Source organism: Pandoraea sp. NPDC090278 (assembly GCF_044772185.1).
Taxonomy (GTDB): domain Bacteria; phylum Pseudomonadota; class Gammaproteobacteria; order Burkholderiales; family Burkholderiaceae; genus Pandoraea.
Genome location: NZ_JBIVYJ010000001.1, coordinates 1,865,997 through 1,882,469 on the forward strand (window position 1 = coordinate 1,865,997; position 16,473 = coordinate 1,882,469).

Consider the following 16,473-nt stretch of genomic DNA (forward strand, 5'->3'; position numbering starts at 1 on the left):
TCAAGCAAGTTTATGCATTTGCAGCATGATCGCGAAGTCCGGTTCGCAAAATTCCCACACCGTGCGGCGCGCGTCCCCACGCTGGTGCACAATCTTCACATGATAGGAAGCCGACACCGATCCGGCCGACCTAACTCGACACAACGTGACACAACCGGAAGCAAAAGCGGTTACAGGCAGGCGTGTTTTTGGTAGCATCCGCACCGACTACGCGATCTTTACGTAATCTTTACGCTTACACGGCATTTCACAGGCGCAGCGGCCGACGCTGCGTGTACCCCACCGGATGGCATCTGACAAGGAACTGGCGGATTTTCTCGCGGGCATCGAACGGCGCGCTTTCAAGCAGGCCGTCTATGCCGTACGCGACGACGAGGCCGCCCTCGATATCGTTCAGGATGCGATGATCCGTTTGGCCGAGAAGTACGGCGACAAACCGCCGTCCGACCTGCCGCTGCTGTTCACGCGCATCCTCCAGAACACCATTCACGACTATTTCCGCCGCCAGAAGGTGCGCAACACGTGGGTCACGCTGTTCTCCAACCTCGCCGGCCCCGGCGACGACGAACGCGACGACTACGACCCGCTGGAAACCTTACTGAGCCAGGATGGGTCTGTGCAAACCGAGAGCAGCGAAGACTCGGTTTCGCGTGCCGAAATCCTCACGCTCATCGAAGCGGAAATACAGAAACTACCGACACGTCAACGAGAAGCCTTCCTCATGCGTTACTGGGAAGACATGGACGTTGCCGAGACCGCCGCCACGATGGGGTGCTCGGAAGGCAGCGTCAAGACGCACTGCTCGCGTGCTACTCACGCGTTGGCACAGGCGTTGAAGGCAAAAGGGATCAGGTTATGAGTCACGATCTGGAAACGAGGGAAATTCGCTTCGCACATCGCGTGCGACTGGCATTGGACGAAGCGTCCGAGGCACCGTCGCCGAACATCGCGGCCCGGCTGGCCGCCGCGCGCCAGGAGGCGCTCGCCCGCAAGAAGCCCGAACCGGTGGCCGTTGTGCAACCGGCGCTGGTGCTCGCGGGTGTGGGCGCCATGCAATCGCCGGAGATCGGCGGGCCGCGTCGCGCGTTCGACAAACTGGGCCGTCTGGGTCTGCTCTGGCCGCTCGCCGCACTGGTGATCGGTCTGGCAGGCATTGCGTACTGGGAACATCAGCAGCACATTCAGGATCTGGCGGATATCGACGCTGCCGTATTGAGCGACGAACTGCCGCTGTCGGCCTATGCCGATCACGGTTTCAACGCCTACGTGAAGCGTGCCCAGTAGTCCCCCCATCCAAGACCAGCCAGTGACGCGACGCAACGTACTTTTTCTGGTCGCCGCGCTAGTCGTCGCCGCTCTTGCCGGCACGGCAGCGCTGCGCCGCTCGCAAGCCCCCGAACCGGTGTCCGACGTGCCGCCGGTGATCGACGGCACCACCGCATCCGGCAACGGCGCGGCGGCGGCCTCCGGCCCCGTCGGTACGCTCACGGGTAGCCAGCCCGCTGCAAGCAGCGCGCCGCTGGCCGCTCTGCCCTCGCCGGGGGGCGCGTGGGCGAAGCTCAATGCTGCACAGCAGGAAGCCCTCGCCCCGCTCGCCCAGGACTGGAACCGGATGAGCGACCGTCAGCGTGAAAAGTGGGTCGAGATCGCCAAGCGTTTCCAGACGTTGTCGCCCGAAGGCCGCAAGCGTCTGCACGACCGCATGGCCGACTGGGTGCGCCTGACGCCTGAGCAGCGCCAACTGGCCCGCGAAAGCTATCAGAACGCCAAGACCCTGCCGCCGGAGCGCAAGGCGCAGGTCTGGCAGCAGTACCAGCAGCTCACGGAAGAACAGAAAAAGCGTCTGGCGGCGGACGACAAGAAGCAGTCCAACCGTCCCAACGTGGTCAGCGCACCGCCCACGGGCCGTTCCGGCGTGAAGAATCCGTACGCAGCCGTGCACCGTAAGGATGGCGCTGCCGCCTCGAAGAACGGCGCATTGCCCGCACCGGCACCGGTCGCATCGAGCCCGTCGGCCGCCCTCCCGGCACCGGCATCCGGCTCATCGTCACCCGCTGCGTCCAATCCGTCGGCCGCCAGCAATGGTGCCGCCAGCGCCGCCCCGGCCAACAGCGACAAGAACGCGGATACCTTCAATTCGGATCTGTATCACCACAACTGACACCAACCGTCAGCCGACATGACAGTCGACGGCCGCCTTAGGGCGGCCGTTTGCATTTGGCGCCCGTGTGAGGCCACCCCGGCTGGCTGGCCCATCCGCCCAATCTTCCGCATAATGGGCAACGCCTTCTCAGCGAACACACAACAAACGCATAACGAACGCATGCTGCCGGACACCAACCGGACCGCCACGCGCCTTCGACAACAAGACCTCAGACCACGCCGCGATGACCGACTCCGCTACGACTCAGCCTGCCAAGCCGCCTCGTTCGTCTCATTCGTCCCCTGCTGCCGACACGCCTGACACCGCCGGGCCGCAAAGCTATGCCGTGCCGACGCTGCGCCGCCGCCTGCTCTCGATGGTCTACGAGTCGCTGCTGCTCTTCGGCGTGCTCTTCCTTGCGGGCTACCTCTTCAGCGCCCTGACGCAACAACGCAGCGGCCTGATGTACCGTCACGCCATGCAAACCTGGCTGTTCCTCGTGCTCGGCGCGTACTTCGTCTGGTTCTGGACGCACGGCGGTCAGACGCTCGCCATGAAGACATGGAAGATCCGCCTCGTCGACGCACACGGCTTGCCTGTGCGCCCGGGCCGCGCGGTCCTGCGCTATGTCCTCGCGTGGCTCTGGGTGCTGCCCGCCATGGCGCTCGACTGGGCGCTGGGGCTGACCGGCTGGAATAGCGTGGCACTGCTGACCGGCTGGCTCGTCATCTGGGCGCTCGCCATGCGCGTGATGCCCGATCATCAGTTCGTTCACGACCGGCTCGCCGGCACGCGGCTCGTCAGCGTTTTGGGCAAATGAGGGGACGATGAGCACGCCGCCGCTGGCCGCCACCCCGGTGCTGCGGCCCTCCCGTCCACACCTGATTTACGGCGCGATCGAAGTCGCCCTGTCGATCGTCGTCGCCATCGCAACATGGTCAGCCTGGCACAGCCCGTGGACGACCGTGCTCTGGACACTTCTCTGGCTCCCCGTCTCCCACGCCCTCGGCCTTGCGGCCGGTTTCGTCATGGCGGCGCACGGCGACCCGAGCGCCGAGCGGCGCACCACCGCAGGCACGAACATCGCTGTCTGGGCTTACGAATGTGCAGCGTCGATCCTCCTGCTCGATCTGTACCAACCGTGGTTCAGCGCCGCCCCACTGCCCGCACCCAGTGGACCGGCGCGCCCCGTAGCGGTCCTCCTGCTGCATGGTTACGGCTGCAATCGCGCCTTCTGGCTGCGCTTCTCCCGCCATCTGGCGGACGCCGGGTATCACTGCGACGCCATCAATCTCGCCCCGATCTTCGGCGATATCGACGACTACGCCGAGACCATCGCCAACGCTGCGCAGAGCCTCGCAGAGCGCACGCGGCTACCGGTGGTCATCGTCGGTCACAGCATGGGCGGGATCGCCGCACGCGCCTGCCTGCGCCGCTATCCGACGCTGCCTGTCGCGCACACCATCACGCTGGGTTCGCCGCACTTCGGCACGCTGCACGCGCGTCATGGCATCGGCCATAACGTTCGTCAGATGAGCATCGGCAGCGAGTGGCTGGTGGCACTGGCCAGCAGCGAAAAGGATTCCGAACGCGCACGGATCACGTCGATTTTCACGGCGCACGACAACGTCGTGTATCCGGTGCGAACATCGGTGTTGCCCGGCGCGCACAACATTGCGCTGGACGGTCTGGGACACGTCTCTCTGGGCACACATCCGCGCTCGCGGGCGTTGGTGCTGGAGACACTCGAGCGCGTGGCGCAAGGTCTGCGTCACGGCAACTGACGTGGGCACGGCGAAGCCATCCGGCATCTCGCGATGGATGCATGCGTTGCATGCTGTCGCATCGGCGCGACGCTAAAAGACACTTTCGAGACACGCGCATGACTGTCATCGTGCGTTCACGAAGGCATGGCGGAATGCTCGCATGTTCAACGCGACGTGCGAGCCGCTATGACGACGACACCCACTTTCGATCTGCCGATCCCAACGCCTACGGCTCGCGCCGGTCACTTCGTAGACACCCCGCCGGGCCGCCCCGCCTCCCCGCCCGCCAGCCCTCCCGCCACACCGCCCTCCCTCACCGACCTGCCGCCGGACACTCCCGATCCGCTCGACCCGCCGCCCGAAGGCATCACCCGCTACCGCACCATCTGGCTCTCGGACATCCACCTCGGCACGCAAGGCTGCCAGGCGGAGTATCTGCTCGACTTCCTGCGGCATCACGAGTCGGATTACCTGTATCTCGTCGGCGACATCATCGACGGCTGGCATTTGCGCAAGGGCTGGCACTGGCCGCAGGCGCACAACGACGTCGTGCAGAAAATGCTGCGGCGCGCGCGCAAGGGCACACAGGTCATCTACGTGCCGGGCAATCACGACGAAGCGGCACGTCAGTTCTGCGGGCTGGCGTTCGGCGACATCGCAGTGCGCGACGAAGCGTTTCACACCACGCTCACGGGCAAGCGTCTGTGGATCACGCACGGCGATTTGTTCGACGGCGTGATTCAGCACGCTAAGTGGCTCGCTTATCTGGGCGACTCGCTTTACACGCTCACGCTGTTGCTCAACCGCTGGTTCAACCGCGTGCGCACGCGCTTCGGCTTCCCGTACTGGTCGCTCTCGCAGTACCTGAAGCACCAAGTGAAAAACGCCGTGAATTTCATTTCCGCGTTCGAGAACGTGATGGCCGACGAAGCGCGCCGCCGCGGCTGCGACGGCGTGGTTTGCGGGCACATTCACAAGCCGGAAATCCGCGAGATCGACGGGCTGCTGTATTGCAACGACGGCGACTGGGTCGAAAGCCTGTCGGCGCTCGTCGAGACCACCGAAGGCGAGCTGAAGATCATCTACTGGACGCAGAAGCGCAACACGCGCGAGAGCGTGAAAGCTACGCCGGTCAGCGCCTGACACGGCGACAGCGGCCCGCGACACCCCGAACCCAACCTGCGCACGGACGGCCGAACACCGCCCGACGTGCGCTTCACTTCACGCGCGATTACGCGTGTCATTCCACCCGCGCCAAACGCGCGAAGGAGCGCCCGATGAAAATCATGATCGTCACCGACGCCTGGGATCCGCAAATCAACGGCGTGGTCCGCACGTTGAAGAACACGCGCGCTCAGTTGGAAGCGGCCGGCCATCGTGTCGAGCTGCTCACGCCGCAGGAATTCCGCACGATCCCGTGCCCGACCTATCCGGAAATCCGTCTCGCGTTCTTCGCGGGCGGACGCGTGCGACGCCGCATCGAAGACTTCGCCCCGGACGCCCTGCACATCGCCACCGAAGGCCCGCTGGGCATGGCGGCACGCAAGTGGGCGGTGCGTAACGGTTTCCCGTTCACCACCGCCTATCACACGCGCTTCCCGGAATACGTGCAGGCGCGCTTCGGCTTCCCGCTCGCCGCCACCTACCGCTTCCTGCGTTGGTTTCACAAGCCCTCGCGTGCGGTCATGGCCCCCACGCCGGTCGTCAAGCGCGACCTCGAAGCGAACGGCTTCGACAACGTGGTGTTGTGGACGCGCGGCGTCGATCTCGACATCTTCCGTGTGCAGGAAGCACATGTGCTAAATTCAGCACATCCGATTTTCCTCTACGTGGGGCGCGTTGCCGTGGAGAAGAACATCGAAGCCTTCCTGAAGCTGGATTTGCCTGGCTCGAAATGGGTCGCGGGCGAAGGGCCGCAACTGGCTGAACTCCGCTCGCGCTACCCCGATGTGAACTATCTCGGCATGCTCTCGCAGCCTGAACTGGCGAAGGTCTATGCATCGGCCGACGTCTTCGTCTTCCCGAGCCGCACCGATACGTTCGGTCTGGTGCTGCTCGAAGCGATGGCGTGCGGCCTGCCGGTGGCAGCCTACCCGGTGACCGGGCCGATCGATGTGTTCGCCGGTTGCCCCGAGGGCGACGGCGGCGCACTGCGTGAGGATTTGCGCGAAGCGTGTCTGGACGCCCTCAAGGTCTCGCGAGCCAGCGCGCGCGCCTGGGCCGAGCGCTTCTCGTGGCAGGCGGCCTCCGAAGAATTCGCCTCGCATCTGCATCCGCGCAAGCCCGAGCCGTCGCTCGCGCCCGCGGTCTGATCCACCTCCAGAGCCCGTTGCGGCGAGGAACCTGACGCTTGTTCATCGATCACCCGCCGCCACGCGACAAACAACCGAATCCGTACAAGGGCAACCGGGGCGTCATGCGCGCCTGGCGCGCCCTGAAGTACTCGCTGTCCGGATTCAAGTTTGCCGTGTTCGAGGAGAGCGCCTTCCGTCAGGAACTCGCGCTCGCCGCCATTCTCCTGCCCGCCGCGATTTTTCTGCCGGTCACGGCCGTCGAGCGCGTACTGCTGATCGGCTCGATCCTGCTGGTACTCATCATCGAGCTGGTCAATTCGAGCATCGAGGCCGCCATCGACCGTATTTCGCTCGAACGGCACGAACTGTCCAAGCGTGCGAAGGATTTCGGCAGTGCCGCCGTGCTAGTCGCACTCGGCCTATGCCTTCTCACCTGGGTTTCGCTCGCCGGTCCGGTCATTGTGGAGCTCGTACGTACGGCATTTCTCTGATATCGCTCGTCGCCCCGGGTTGCAGGCTTGGCAGCGTCTGGCTGCCGGGTATAATCGTTCGCCGTATACCCAATACTCAACTCATAAACGCAAGCGGAGAACCTCCTTCGCCGAGCTTGCCGCTAACCGGGGCCGACAGACATGGAAGCAAAGCCGCCACGCCGAACCCGCGAACGAATTCTCGAAGTGTCCCTGCGACTCTTCAACGAAATCGGCGAACCGAACGTCACCACCACCACGATTGCCGAGGAGATGAAGATCAGCCCGGGCAATCTGTACTATCACTTCCGCAATAAAGACGACATCATCAACAGCATCTTTGCGCAGTTCGAGCAGGAAATCGAACGTCGCCTGCGGCTGCCCGATGATCACAAACCCACGCTCGACGAAGTCTGGACGTATCTGCAATACATGTCCGAGTTTCTGTGGCGTTTCCGTTTCCTCTATCGCGACCTCAACGACTTGCTCGCGCGTAACCGCACGCTGGAGACGCACTTCAAGCAGATCGTCGGCCACAAGAAGCGTTTCGCACGTGAAATGTGTGACCTGCTGGTGGCCGATGGCGAAATGGAAATCACGCCGGAACAGATCGAGATCGTGACCACCAACATGGTGGTGTTGTCCACGTACTGGTTGTCCTATCAGTTCGTGATGAACCCGCGCAAGTACAACGATCCCGCAGAAATCGGCGCGGGGCTGCATCAATCGAGCTATCACATCCTTTCGCAGATGGCGCCCTACCTCAAGGGCAAGTCACGCGAGCTGTATGACAAGATGGCCCGGGAATCATCGTCCAAGGGAGTGCAGTAAGGCATGTCGTCGGAAGTCAAATCCATTTGCATCTACTGCGGCGCCGCAACCGGCGCTCGCCCCGAGTACGCCGACGCGGCCCGTGATCTGGGCCGTCGCATGGCGGAAGCTGGCATCCGTCTCGTGTACGGCGGTGGCAAGGTCGGCCTGATGGGCATCATTGCGGACGCTGTGCTCGCGCATGGCGGCGACGCCATCGGCATCATTCCGAAGGCATTGATGGAGAAGGAAGTCGGCCATACCGGGCTGACGGAATTGCACGTCGTCGAGAACATGCACCAGCGCAAACAGATGATGGCCGACCTCTCGGACGCCTTCATCGCCATGCCCGGCGGCATCGGTACATGCGAAGAACTGTTCGAAGTGTTCACCTGGCTGCAAATCGGCTACCACGCGAAACCGATTGGCCTGCTCAACGTCGAGAACTACTACGACCCGCTGCTGGTGTTCCTCAAGTCGATGGTGACCGAACAGTTCCTCAAGGCACCGCAACTCGATCAGTTGCAGATCGCTGCATCGCCGGAATCGTTGCTGGAGACCATGCGTCACTTCAAGCCGTCGCAGGTCGATCGCTGGGCGCATCAACGCACGCAGATCTAAGCGGTAACGTCGCTTCCTTTCGCTGCATCGCTGCGCGACACGGCTGTCGCGCAGCACCTTCCCCTCCCAACGCAGAGACGGCCCAAGCCTACGTCCCGCTATGGCGTGCGCTCGGCTGCCAGACGCGCCCATCCCGCGCCCATCTCGCGCCAAACGTCGCGACTGCCGTAATTGAACTCTCGACGTCTCCGACACTCAGACATCCGTTGCATGCGGACCTTTGCATGCACGCCCGCCCTTCTGCCCGCCTGGGTCAATACCATCCGACGAGCAACCTACCCATGATGTTAAAGATGCTCCGCCCAATGCGGCTGCTGCGATCCCGTTGGTTGCGTCCGCATGCCAGCCTGCTCTTGCGCCGCAGTCTGTGGCAAGCCACACCGCGTGGTGTGGCCATCGGATTGGCGTGCGGTGTCTTTTTCGGGTTTCTGATTCCGGTGGCACAGATGCCGGTGGCGATTCTCGTCGCAGCCCTTCTGCGCGGGAATCTCTTTCTGGCGACGATGGGCACGCTGATTACCAATCCGCTCACGGTGCCGTTCGTCTATTTCGGGGCGCATCATCTCGGCCGCTGGATGCTCGACTGGTCGCCCAAGGCCGAGATCGAAGCGACCGTTGCGGCGGCCACGCAGGCCGGTGAGAGCTTCTGGACGCAACTACTGAATTTCGACTTCGGCACCGCGACGTTGCATCTCGGTACCGGTCTGGCCGCCTTCGCCGTCGCGGGTGCAGCGCTGGCGTATGTCATTGGCTTCTTCTCGATCCGGTGGCATCAGCAACGTCAACCGGCAACGCCGGGGGCGTCGCCCACCTCGGCAGCCACAGCAGCGGTGAGAAACCCGCCGCGCGGCTGACTGCACGCCCTCCAACCCCAGCAGATCAGAACGACGAGCCCGGCTCCTTGAGGAAAGCGATTTCCTCCGGCGTCGAATCGCGTCCCAACGCCGCATTACGGTGCGGATATCGACCGAATCGCTCGATGATGACGGCGTGCCTGCGCGCGTAATCGAGGTTGTCGACGAGGCCCGACGTTTGCGCCAGTTGCTCGTAGAGCGCCAGCGACATGTGCTGGCTTTCGAGCGACTCGTCGTGTTCGAACGGCAGATAGACGAACACGCGATGCTGCGCAGTCGGCAGCCGCTGATCGTCACCCGCCTCCACGAGACGACGCGCCACTGACAGCGCCTGCGCGTCGCCCGCGAACGCTTCGCCACGATGCCGGAACAAGTTGCGCGAGAACTGATCGAGCACCACGATCAGCGCACAAGCGCCGAGCGGCGTCTGCGCCCAATCACTCAACTCCCCGGCCACCGCCTGTGCGTGGATCTCACCGAAGCGGGTGCGAATCTCCTCGTCGAAGGCGTCCGATTTACGGAACCACTCGGGACGTGCCATCCCATAGACCTCGGCATCGGGCGCGCCGAACCAGAAGTCGAGCACCGCCTGCCAGGGTTGCAACGGTTGGGTTTGCGAAAGAATGTCTGCTGCCGGAGTCGCCATCGAGAATCCTGAGGTAAGCGTTGGGAGATCGCCCGATGATGCCAGACTCAGGCGAATGCCAACACTACCCGGCGAGTGCGCGACGTCTTCTTTTCGATCTTCGACACACGCAACGCGCCGATCTCCGCCGTGTTACCCACGTGCGTGCCGCCGCAAGGCTGCAAGTCGATGCCTTCGATGCGCACGAGTCGCACGCGCCCCAAGCCGACCGGCGGCTTCACGCTCATCGTCCGCACGAGTTCCGGGCGCTCCGCCATCTCTTCGTCGTTGATGCTGTCGATCGCCACCGGACGTGCCGCCGCCACCAGCGCCGCCAAACCGGCCTCTACCGTCTCGCGTTCAATCGGTTCGTTCGTCACGAAGTCGAGCCGTGCGTATTCCGTGGTGATGCTGCATCCATCGACCGGGTGCGGCAGCACCGCGCACATCAGGTGCGACGCGGTATGAAAACGCATATGACGGAAGCGTCGCTCCCAGTCGATTTCCGCCCGAACAACATCGCCGACCGACAGTCCGGCCAGTAACTGGCTCTGCCCTTCGGCGGGTACGTGCACGGCATCGTCGGGCGTCGCGCCTTCGTGCTTCGACTTGCGGGTGTCGGCGATGCTCAGGCGGGTACCGTCGGCCAGCACGAATGCGCCTGCGTCACCGGCTTGCCCGCCGCCGAGCGGATAGAAGACGGTGCGATCGAGCATGATCCCCGTCTCGTCGATATGCGTGATGCGCGCCTCGCATTGGCGCAGATAGGCGTCTTGTCGGAACAGCGCTTCGGTTGTCATGCAGCCTCCTGTGGGAACAGGACATGTTCGCGCGACTCCTGCCCTGCTGGCAAGACACAATCCCATGCGCCGACGCCGGTACGGTCGTGCCTACGCCCGCCATCCGGCAGTTCCTCGTGCTTATCCCAACGCGGCCCACTTTGGTCCATGACCAGCGTGACCTCATAGGCTGCGCCCCAACCCGGCACCGCGTTTGCGACTTCTCGACATCGATTGTCTCGGGGCGACAGCCCGCCGCTTTGGCTCGCCGCATATTACGGACGATCGCAATGACGCGATCGCATTTGAAAGGAACGACGCCATGACGAGACCCCCTCTTGCCCGTCCACGGGCCCCCTCTCCTGATGCGGCCGCTCATCATCGGGCGCACGCCTTGTCGTCCCCGGCCCCGGTCTCCCACATCAATGGCGCGGTGGATTCGCAAGCGCTCGCGCATGCGTATGCCCTGTATGCGTCGAACGATCTGGAAGGGGCCGCACGCGCGTTCGCCGCGATCTGCCGTGTGCTCCCCGATCACACCGCCGCATACAAGGCCTTCGGCTACGTGCTTTGCCAGCTTGGCGATTTCGAACAGGCGATTGCGCCGCTGATGGTGGCGATCTCCCGTGAATACGGCAATCCGGAACCGCTCTACTTCGCCGCGATCTGCATGCAGCGCACGGGTGACCCACAGACCGCACGCGAAATGGCGACCGACGCGCTGGAGATGGCCCGCTGCCTCCACGACAACACCGACCTGCGCGCGCGTCTGACGCGCCTGCTAGACGCCCTCTGATTTCCCTTCATTTCAACGCCTCTCAAGCCCCCCAAGTCAATGCCAAGTACACAAACGAACACATCCGTCACACACTCCTACGCATCGAACCCCTACGCCAGCGGCATGCCTTTGCCCGGCGGAGACGACGCCGCCGTGCGCAACGACGCAGCGAAGGCCCTTAACCGCCTTTCAGAAATTTCGAATTCATTGAGTGAGATGGCGCCATCGCCGCCCACGGTCGGTCGCTTTGCGGCGTTGATGCATCACGTCGGTAATGCCGCGCTGAGCATTAGTGCGCTGGGTGCCGCCAGTCTGAATACGGTGAAGGAAACGTATGTGAGCAGCTCGCTTTCCAGCGCGCACAAGATTACGTTGGGGACTGCGGCAGCCGCATCGTTGTCGAGCGTGATGGATCTGGCGGTGGCGGTCGGCAAGTACTGCAATCCCGAGTCGACGACGTCGCAAATCATGAACACGGCGTGGTTTGCCTCTGCCGGAAAGCTCCTCGGATCGAAGCATATCGAGACCTACGGCGGCAGATATCAGACGGCCCTGCTGGGTACATCGATGATCCTGTTCTTCAATCAGGCGGGCCAGATCGCAGGCCAGCACAATGCGCAACACGAACACGACGACGCCGTCACGCCGAACTCGCTGGACTTGCCCGCGCCGTCGGCCGCACCGCAGACCCGCGCACAGGAGCTCGATGCACTGCAAAGCTGCATCGGCTTCGTCGCTACGGCGTACCGCGCTTTCGGGGATATTGCGACGACGGCGGTCATCGACTGGATGAGCGCGAGAGAAGCAAAACGCAACATGGATGTGGTCGAGCGCCGCCTGAACTACGAAGAAGCGTTCGGGACCGAGGGGAAGTTCGGGCTTCGGGATGGCGACGCAGCTTAACCCGTATTAACCCGCCTTATTCCGCATCCAGTCGGCCGTGCCGTAGAACGCCTGCATCAGCCGCTCCTGCAACGTACCTTCCACATGGATGTCCTGCATGGCGAGTGCCATGCAGCGCAGCCATTGGTCCCGCTCGCTCGATGCAATCGGGAACGGCAGGTGGCGCGCGCGCAGCATCGGGTGGCCGAAGCGCTCGATGTAATGGTTCGGCCCGCCAAGCCAGCCGCACAGGAACCAGAAGAGTTTGTCGCGCGAACCGTCGAGCGACGCAGGACGCATCGTGCGAATGCCCGCGAACTCGGACTCAAGGTCCATCAGGTCGTAAAAACGGTCGACGAGTTCGCGCACACGCGCCTCGCCGCCGAGCAGGGAAAAGGCCGTCGGCTGTGCCGGGGTGTCTTGCGCTTCGTCATCTGCCGCAGCAGCCTGACGGGTGTTTTCGGAAGAGTTTTCGGTCGTCATGGGCGATATTGTGCCCGAGGCCCAACGCGTCTGCCACGGACGGCGTCTCGAAAAAGACGCCGCGTGATCAGGACAACGAGCGCGGCACATTGCCGCGCCCGACACCTGACCATCAAACGTCGCGCAACGTGCGCACTGCCGACTGACGCAACACCGCGCGCAAACCGCTCCAGCCGCCAATCAACGCACACAGAACACCCGCGCCGATCCCGAGCACCGGCAGCCACGGATTGAACGTCAGTGCGAACTCGAAGACGTAGCGCGCCAATGCCCAGCCAAGCGCCCCCGCCCCCAATGCGGCGAGCAGTCCGGCCAGCGCACCGACCGTCACCAGCTCCGCCAGATGGACGTCGCGCAACTGCCGCGACGATGCCCCCAGCGCCCGCAAAATGCCGCTCTCGCGCATGCGTTCGTCGCGCGTACCGGCGAGCGCGGCGTACAGCACCAGCACCCCGGCGGCGAGCGTGAAGAGGAAGAGCGCCTGCACGGCATCGATCACCTGCGACAGAATCTGCTGAATCTGCGCGAGCAATGCACCCGTATCGATCACGGTGACATTGGGGAACTGACGCACCAACGCGTCCGCAATGCCCTGCTGCTGCGGCTCCAGATGGAACGACGTAATCCACGTCATCGGGAAATCGCGCAGCGCGGCGGGCGGCATCACCACGAAGAAGTTCACGCGCATCGATCCCCAGTCGAGCTTGCGCAAGCTCGTGATCGGCGCGTCGATGGTCTGTCCGGTCACTTCGAAACGCAGCACATCGCCAAGCTTCAGGCCGAGCGTCTTCGCAATGCCCTCTTCCATCGAGATCTGCGGCTTGTCGGTCTCGCCGTACCACTGCCCCGCCGTCACACGGTTCCCATCGGGCAGCGCCGACGTGTACGACAGATTGAACTCGCGCTCGGCCAGACGACGCGCACGCTCCTCGGTGTAGCTTTCGCCCGTCACCGGCGTGTCGTTGATGGCCGTCAGCCGCGCCCGGATCATCGGCGAGAGCTGCACGTCGGGCAGACCGGCCGCGTGAAGTTGCTTGAGCACCGGCGCGTCCTGCCCCGGCTGAATGTCGATGACGAAACGGTTCGGCGCATCCGGCGGACTCGAATGCTGCCAGCCCGCGACCAGATCGTTACGCGTGACCGCCAACAGCAGCAACGCCATCAATCCCAGTCCCAACGCCACCACCTGCAAGGCGCTGCCGAGCCCGCGACGACGCAACCCCGCCACCGCATACCGCCAACCGATGCCGCCCATCGCACCACCGGCGCCCCCCGTACTGCGCGCCCAAGCCGCCAGACCGCGAATCGCCAGCCAGGCCAGCACGCCGAAAACAATCGCACCGACGACGAACCCACCGGCCACCATCGCGCCCAGCCGCAGATCACGCGCCGCGAACAGCAGCAGCGCACCGAACGCCAGCGCGCTTGCACCGTACGCGAGCCATCCCTGACGGCGCGCGCCCCCCACCACGTCGCGACGCAGCACATGCAGCGGAGCCACTTCCGAGAGCGGCAACAGCGGCGGCAACGCAAAACCCAGCAGCATCACCAGCGCGCTTGCGAGACCAAACGCAGCGGGGCGCCACGTCGGCGCAGGCAGCCCCGCCGGAATTACGTCGCCGAGTTGTGCCAGCAGCACCCAGTGCGCCGCGTAACCGAGCGCAACACCGAGCACGCCGCCGATCAGACCGAGACCGATGAATTCGAGCGTCACCATGCCGCGCAAGGCCCGGCGCGGAAGACCGAGACAGCGCATGACGGCGCACGCGTCGAGATGCCGTTCGCTGTACCGGCGCGATGCGATGCCCACGGCCACCGCCGCGAGCACTGCGGCGAGCAGTGCCACAAGCGAAAGGAAACGCTCAGCGCGATCAAGCGTCTGCCGCACCTGCGGCTGCCCGTCTTCCAGCGATTCGAGGTGAACACCGCGCGCCTGCTCCGCCGCCGGACGCGCCCATGCAGCGAACTTGCCGACCTGCGTGTCTGAGCCCGCCACCAGCAGACGGTAGGTGATACGGCTGCCGAACTGCACGAGGCCGGTCGACGGCAGTTCGTCGAAACGCATCATCACGCGCGGTGCGAGCGAGCCGAAGCCGTAGCCCCGATCCATTTCACGAGTAATGACGGCGGCGATGCGCAGCGTACGGTTGCCCACGCGGATCGACTCGCCGGGTTTGACGTGCAGGGCATCGAGTAGCGCGGCGTCGACCCAGACCGTGCCGGGCGCGGGAATGCCGTCGGCGGGTGCATCCGGTGTATTAGCCCCGGCGTCGGGGGCGACGCGCACGCGGCCGCGCAACGGATAACCGTCGCTTACCGCTTTGAGCGACGAGAGACGGCTCGCGGCTATCTGCCCGCCCACGCCGCCCTCGCCCGTCGCACTGGCCATGCTGGGGAAATTGGCGATGACGGCGGTCGACAACCCGTCGGCCTGTGCCTGACGGGTGAACTCGGGTGCCAGAGGGGCGTCGCTGCGAACGACGAGATCGGCGGCGAGCATCTGGCGCGCGTCGCGCTCAAGCCCGCCCTGCATCCGATCGGAGAGAAAACCTACGCTGGAGAGTGCGCCGACCGCCAGCAACAATGCCACGAGAAGCAGATGCAACTCGCCTGCGCGCCAATCGCGCAGGAACATCCGCCAGGCCTGGCGGGCAACTTCAGTGAACCCCATCGTTCCTCAATCCTTTGACCCGCGCCAGTAACGAGCGCCAACCGCGCCAGACGCGCGGCAACCACCACCAAGCCAACACGACGAACAGCAACAACATCAGGAGAAAAACGGCGGGAAGGAAAAACGCCAGCGCCAGTCCGCCCACCGTGGAGACATCTTCGCCGGCTGAGGCCGCGACATTCGAGAAAGGTTCCGGCGACGTATTGATCAGCGCACGGCTGCCCGCCTTGGCCAGATGCGCCGTGCCTGCCAGCGCGCCGCCCGCCAGTCCGGCCAGCACGGTCACGACCGGATCGGTCTGACCCAACGCCGCCGCGCCGAGCACGATCCCCGCCGGAATCCGGATAAAGGTGTGCACGGCGTCCCACGCGCTGTCGACAAAGGGGATCTTGTCCGCAAAGAACTCAATGGCGGCCAGCACACCCGCCGTGGCAATCACCCACGTCGACGCCAGCACGGCGAGCGTGGGTGGCAAGTGCAGCCACCCGAAACGCGCCGCCAGCCCCGCGCAGAACACCGTCAGGTACAACCGCAGGCCGCTGCCCCAGGACAGCCCTGCGCCGAGCGCAATCGATTCAAGCATGGTGACCTCGCTGCCGCCGACATGACGGCGTCGCACGATCACGCGCCGCGCACTGCCGACGCGGTAACAGCCCACCGGCCAGTCCACGGACATCGAGCCCTAACACCGCGCAACCACCCGGCATCTGTCCGACATCCGCCCTACATGTGACCGATGAGTAACTCGACTGTTACCGCGCCATTATGCCGCGCGTTGCGGCAACGCACCACCGGTGGCTTGAAAGGCCCCGGCGGCGTGTCAGAACGCGGCATTGGCGCGACACTCCGGCAACACAGCGGCGGCCCGCCATCGCCACGACGACGCCACCGTCAAGCGGCCGTCAGCTTCAATCCGACCAGCCCGGCAAGAATGAGTGTGACGCTTGCGATACGGGCAGCGGATGCCGACTCGCCGAACAGCACGATCCCGAGAACGAACGCGCCGACGGCGCCAATGCCCGTCCAGATGGCGTAGGCGGTGCCAAGCGGCAACGTGCGCACGGCGAGCGCCAGCAGCCAGACGCTGCCGACCATCGACACAATGGTGAATACGGAGGGGACGAGACGCGAAAAGCCTTGCGTGTACTTGAGCCCGACGGCCCACGCCACTTCAAGAAAACCGGCAAAAACCAGAAGAATCCAGGCCATGACTGACTTCGATGAAAGATCGGGGTCGTCCCCGGAGAAAAGAGAACCGCTTGCCGGGTCGTCCCGGCAATGGATTCCATCGAAGGTC

At 64.3% G+C, this 16,473-nt stretch carries 19 protein-coding genes; 13 read left to right on the forward strand and 6 right to left on the reverse strand.

Annotated features, from left to right (window positions below; genetic code table 11):
* Positions 1 to 286 precede the first annotated feature (286 nt).
* The 11 genes from ACIQWO_RS08030 to ACIQWO_RS08080 all read left to right on the forward strand — a co-directional run bounded on the left by ACIQWO_RS08030 (position 287) and on the right by ACIQWO_RS08080 (position 8,958).
* Entirely contained in the window at positions 287 to 859 is a 573-nt protein-coding gene (locus ACIQWO_RS08030; RefSeq protein WP_402821521.1) for an RNA polymerase sigma factor, read from the forward strand.
* Entirely contained in the window at positions 856 to 1,284 is a 429-nt protein-coding gene (locus ACIQWO_RS08035) for a DUF3619 family protein (protein WP_046292343.1), read from the forward strand. Before ACIQWO_RS08030 ends, ACIQWO_RS08035 begins: the two co-directional genes overlap by 4 nt.
* Before the next feature lie 22 nt (positions 1,285 to 1,306).
* Entirely contained in the window at positions 1,307 to 2,161 is an 855-nt protein-coding gene (locus ACIQWO_RS08040) for a DUF3106 domain-containing protein (protein ID WP_402821525.1), read from the forward strand.
* 226 nt (positions 2,162 to 2,387) lie between these two features.
* Positions 2,388 to 2,963 carry an RDD family protein gene (locus ACIQWO_RS08045; protein WP_402821528.1) on the forward strand — a complete coding sequence of 192 codons (576 nt, stop codon included), beginning with the start codon at positions 2,388 to 2,390 and terminating at the stop codon, positions 2,961 to 2,963.
* A 7-nt stretch (positions 2,964 to 2,970) separates the two neighbouring features.
* Positions 2,971 to 3,927: an esterase/lipase family protein gene (locus ACIQWO_RS08050; protein WP_402821531.1), complete on the forward strand. Its 957-nt coding sequence runs from the start codon at positions 2,971 to 2,973 to the stop codon at positions 3,925 to 3,927.
* 168 nt (positions 3,928 to 4,095) lie between these two features.
* Complete coding sequence (locus tag ACIQWO_RS08055) at positions 4,096 to 5,052, forward strand: UDP-2,3-diacylglucosamine diphosphatase (protein WP_402821534.1); 957 nt, start codon at positions 4,096 to 4,098, stop codon at positions 5,050 to 5,052.
* 134 nt (positions 5,053 to 5,186) lie between these two features.
* Positions 5,187 to 6,221, forward strand: coding sequence for a glycosyltransferase family 4 protein (locus ACIQWO_RS08060; RefSeq protein WP_402821537.1), 1,035 nt, complete (start codon positions 5,187 to 5,189; stop codon positions 6,219 to 6,221).
* 38 nt (positions 6,222 to 6,259) lie between these two features.
* Positions 6,260 to 6,694: a diacylglycerol kinase gene (locus ACIQWO_RS08065; RefSeq protein ID WP_402821540.1), complete on the forward strand. Its 435-nt coding sequence runs from the start codon at positions 6,260 to 6,262 to the stop codon at positions 6,692 to 6,694.
* 141 nt (positions 6,695 to 6,835) lie between these two features.
* Positions 6,836 to 7,504: a TetR/AcrR family transcriptional regulator gene (locus ACIQWO_RS08070; RefSeq protein WP_150663163.1), complete on the forward strand. Its 669-nt coding sequence runs from the start codon at positions 6,836 to 6,838 to the stop codon at positions 7,502 to 7,504.
* Positions 7,505 to 7,507: 3 nt separating this feature from the next.
* Positions 7,508 to 8,104 (forward strand): TIGR00730 family Rossman fold protein, encoded by a 597-nt coding sequence (locus ACIQWO_RS08075; RefSeq protein ID WP_402821544.1) that lies wholly within the window; start codon positions 7,508 to 7,510, stop codon positions 8,102 to 8,104.
* Positions 8,105 to 8,397: 293 nt separating this feature from the next.
* On the forward strand, positions 8,398 to 8,958 hold the full coding sequence (locus tag ACIQWO_RS08080) for a DUF2062 domain-containing protein (RefSeq protein WP_402821547.1): 561 nt from the start codon (positions 8,398 to 8,400) through the stop codon (positions 8,956 to 8,958).
* Between the two features lie 25 nt (positions 8,959 to 8,983).
* On the opposite strand, the gene ACIQWO_RS08085 is transcribed toward ACIQWO_RS08080, so the two are convergent.
* Together ACIQWO_RS08085 and ACIQWO_RS08090 are read right to left on the reverse strand one after the other, a co-directional pair.
* Complete coding sequence (locus tag ACIQWO_RS08085) at positions 8,984 to 9,604, reverse strand: DUF924 family protein (protein WP_402821550.1); 621 nt, start codon at positions 9,602 to 9,604, stop codon at positions 8,984 to 8,986.
* Positions 9,605 to 9,651: 47 nt separating this feature from the next.
* Positions 9,652 to 10,383: an alanyl-tRNA editing protein gene (locus tag ACIQWO_RS08090; protein ID WP_402821553.1), complete on the reverse strand. Its 732-nt coding sequence runs from the start codon at positions 10,381 to 10,383 to the stop codon at positions 9,652 to 9,654.
* A gap of 373 nt (positions 10,384 to 10,756) precedes the next feature.
* On the opposite strand from ACIQWO_RS08090, the gene ACIQWO_RS08095 reads away from it, so the two are divergent.
* A complete protein-coding gene (locus tag ACIQWO_RS08095; protein ID WP_402821556.1) occupies positions 10,757 to 11,158 on the forward strand; it encodes a hypothetical protein in 402 nt (133 codons plus the stop codon).
* Between the two features lie 198 nt (positions 11,159 to 11,356).
* The gene (locus ACIQWO_RS08100) at positions 11,357 to 12,043 is read left to right on the forward strand and encodes a hypothetical protein (RefSeq protein WP_402821559.1); all 687 of its coding nucleotides are present in this window, start codon (positions 11,357 to 11,359) and stop codon (positions 12,041 to 12,043) included.
* A gap of 6 nt (positions 12,044 to 12,049) precedes the next feature.
* On the opposite strand, the gene ACIQWO_RS08105 is transcribed toward ACIQWO_RS08100, so the two are convergent.
* The 4 genes from ACIQWO_RS08105 to sugE form a co-directional block, all read right to left on the reverse strand.
* Entirely contained in the window at positions 12,050 to 12,505 is a 456-nt protein-coding gene (locus tag ACIQWO_RS08105) for a group II truncated hemoglobin (protein ID WP_402821562.1), read from the reverse strand.
* A 112-nt stretch (positions 12,506 to 12,617) separates the two neighbouring features.
* The gene (locus ACIQWO_RS08110) at positions 12,618 to 15,176 is read right to left on the reverse strand and encodes an ABC transporter permease (protein ID WP_402821565.1); all 2,559 of its coding nucleotides are present in this window, start codon (positions 15,174 to 15,176) and stop codon (positions 12,618 to 12,620) included.
* Positions 15,163 to 15,759, reverse strand: a complete 597-nt coding sequence (locus tag ACIQWO_RS08115) for a DUF4126 domain-containing protein (protein ID WP_402821918.1) — start codon at positions 15,757 to 15,759, stop codon at positions 15,163 to 15,165. The genes ACIQWO_RS08110 and ACIQWO_RS08115 overlap by 14 nt, the downstream gene beginning before the upstream one ends.
* Before the next feature lie 308 nt (positions 15,760 to 16,067).
* Entirely contained in the window at positions 16,068 to 16,385 is a 318-nt protein-coding gene (gene sugE / locus ACIQWO_RS08120) for a quaternary ammonium compound efflux SMR transporter SugE (RefSeq protein WP_150574692.1), read from the reverse strand.
* Positions 16,386 to 16,473: the final 88 nt, after the last annotated feature.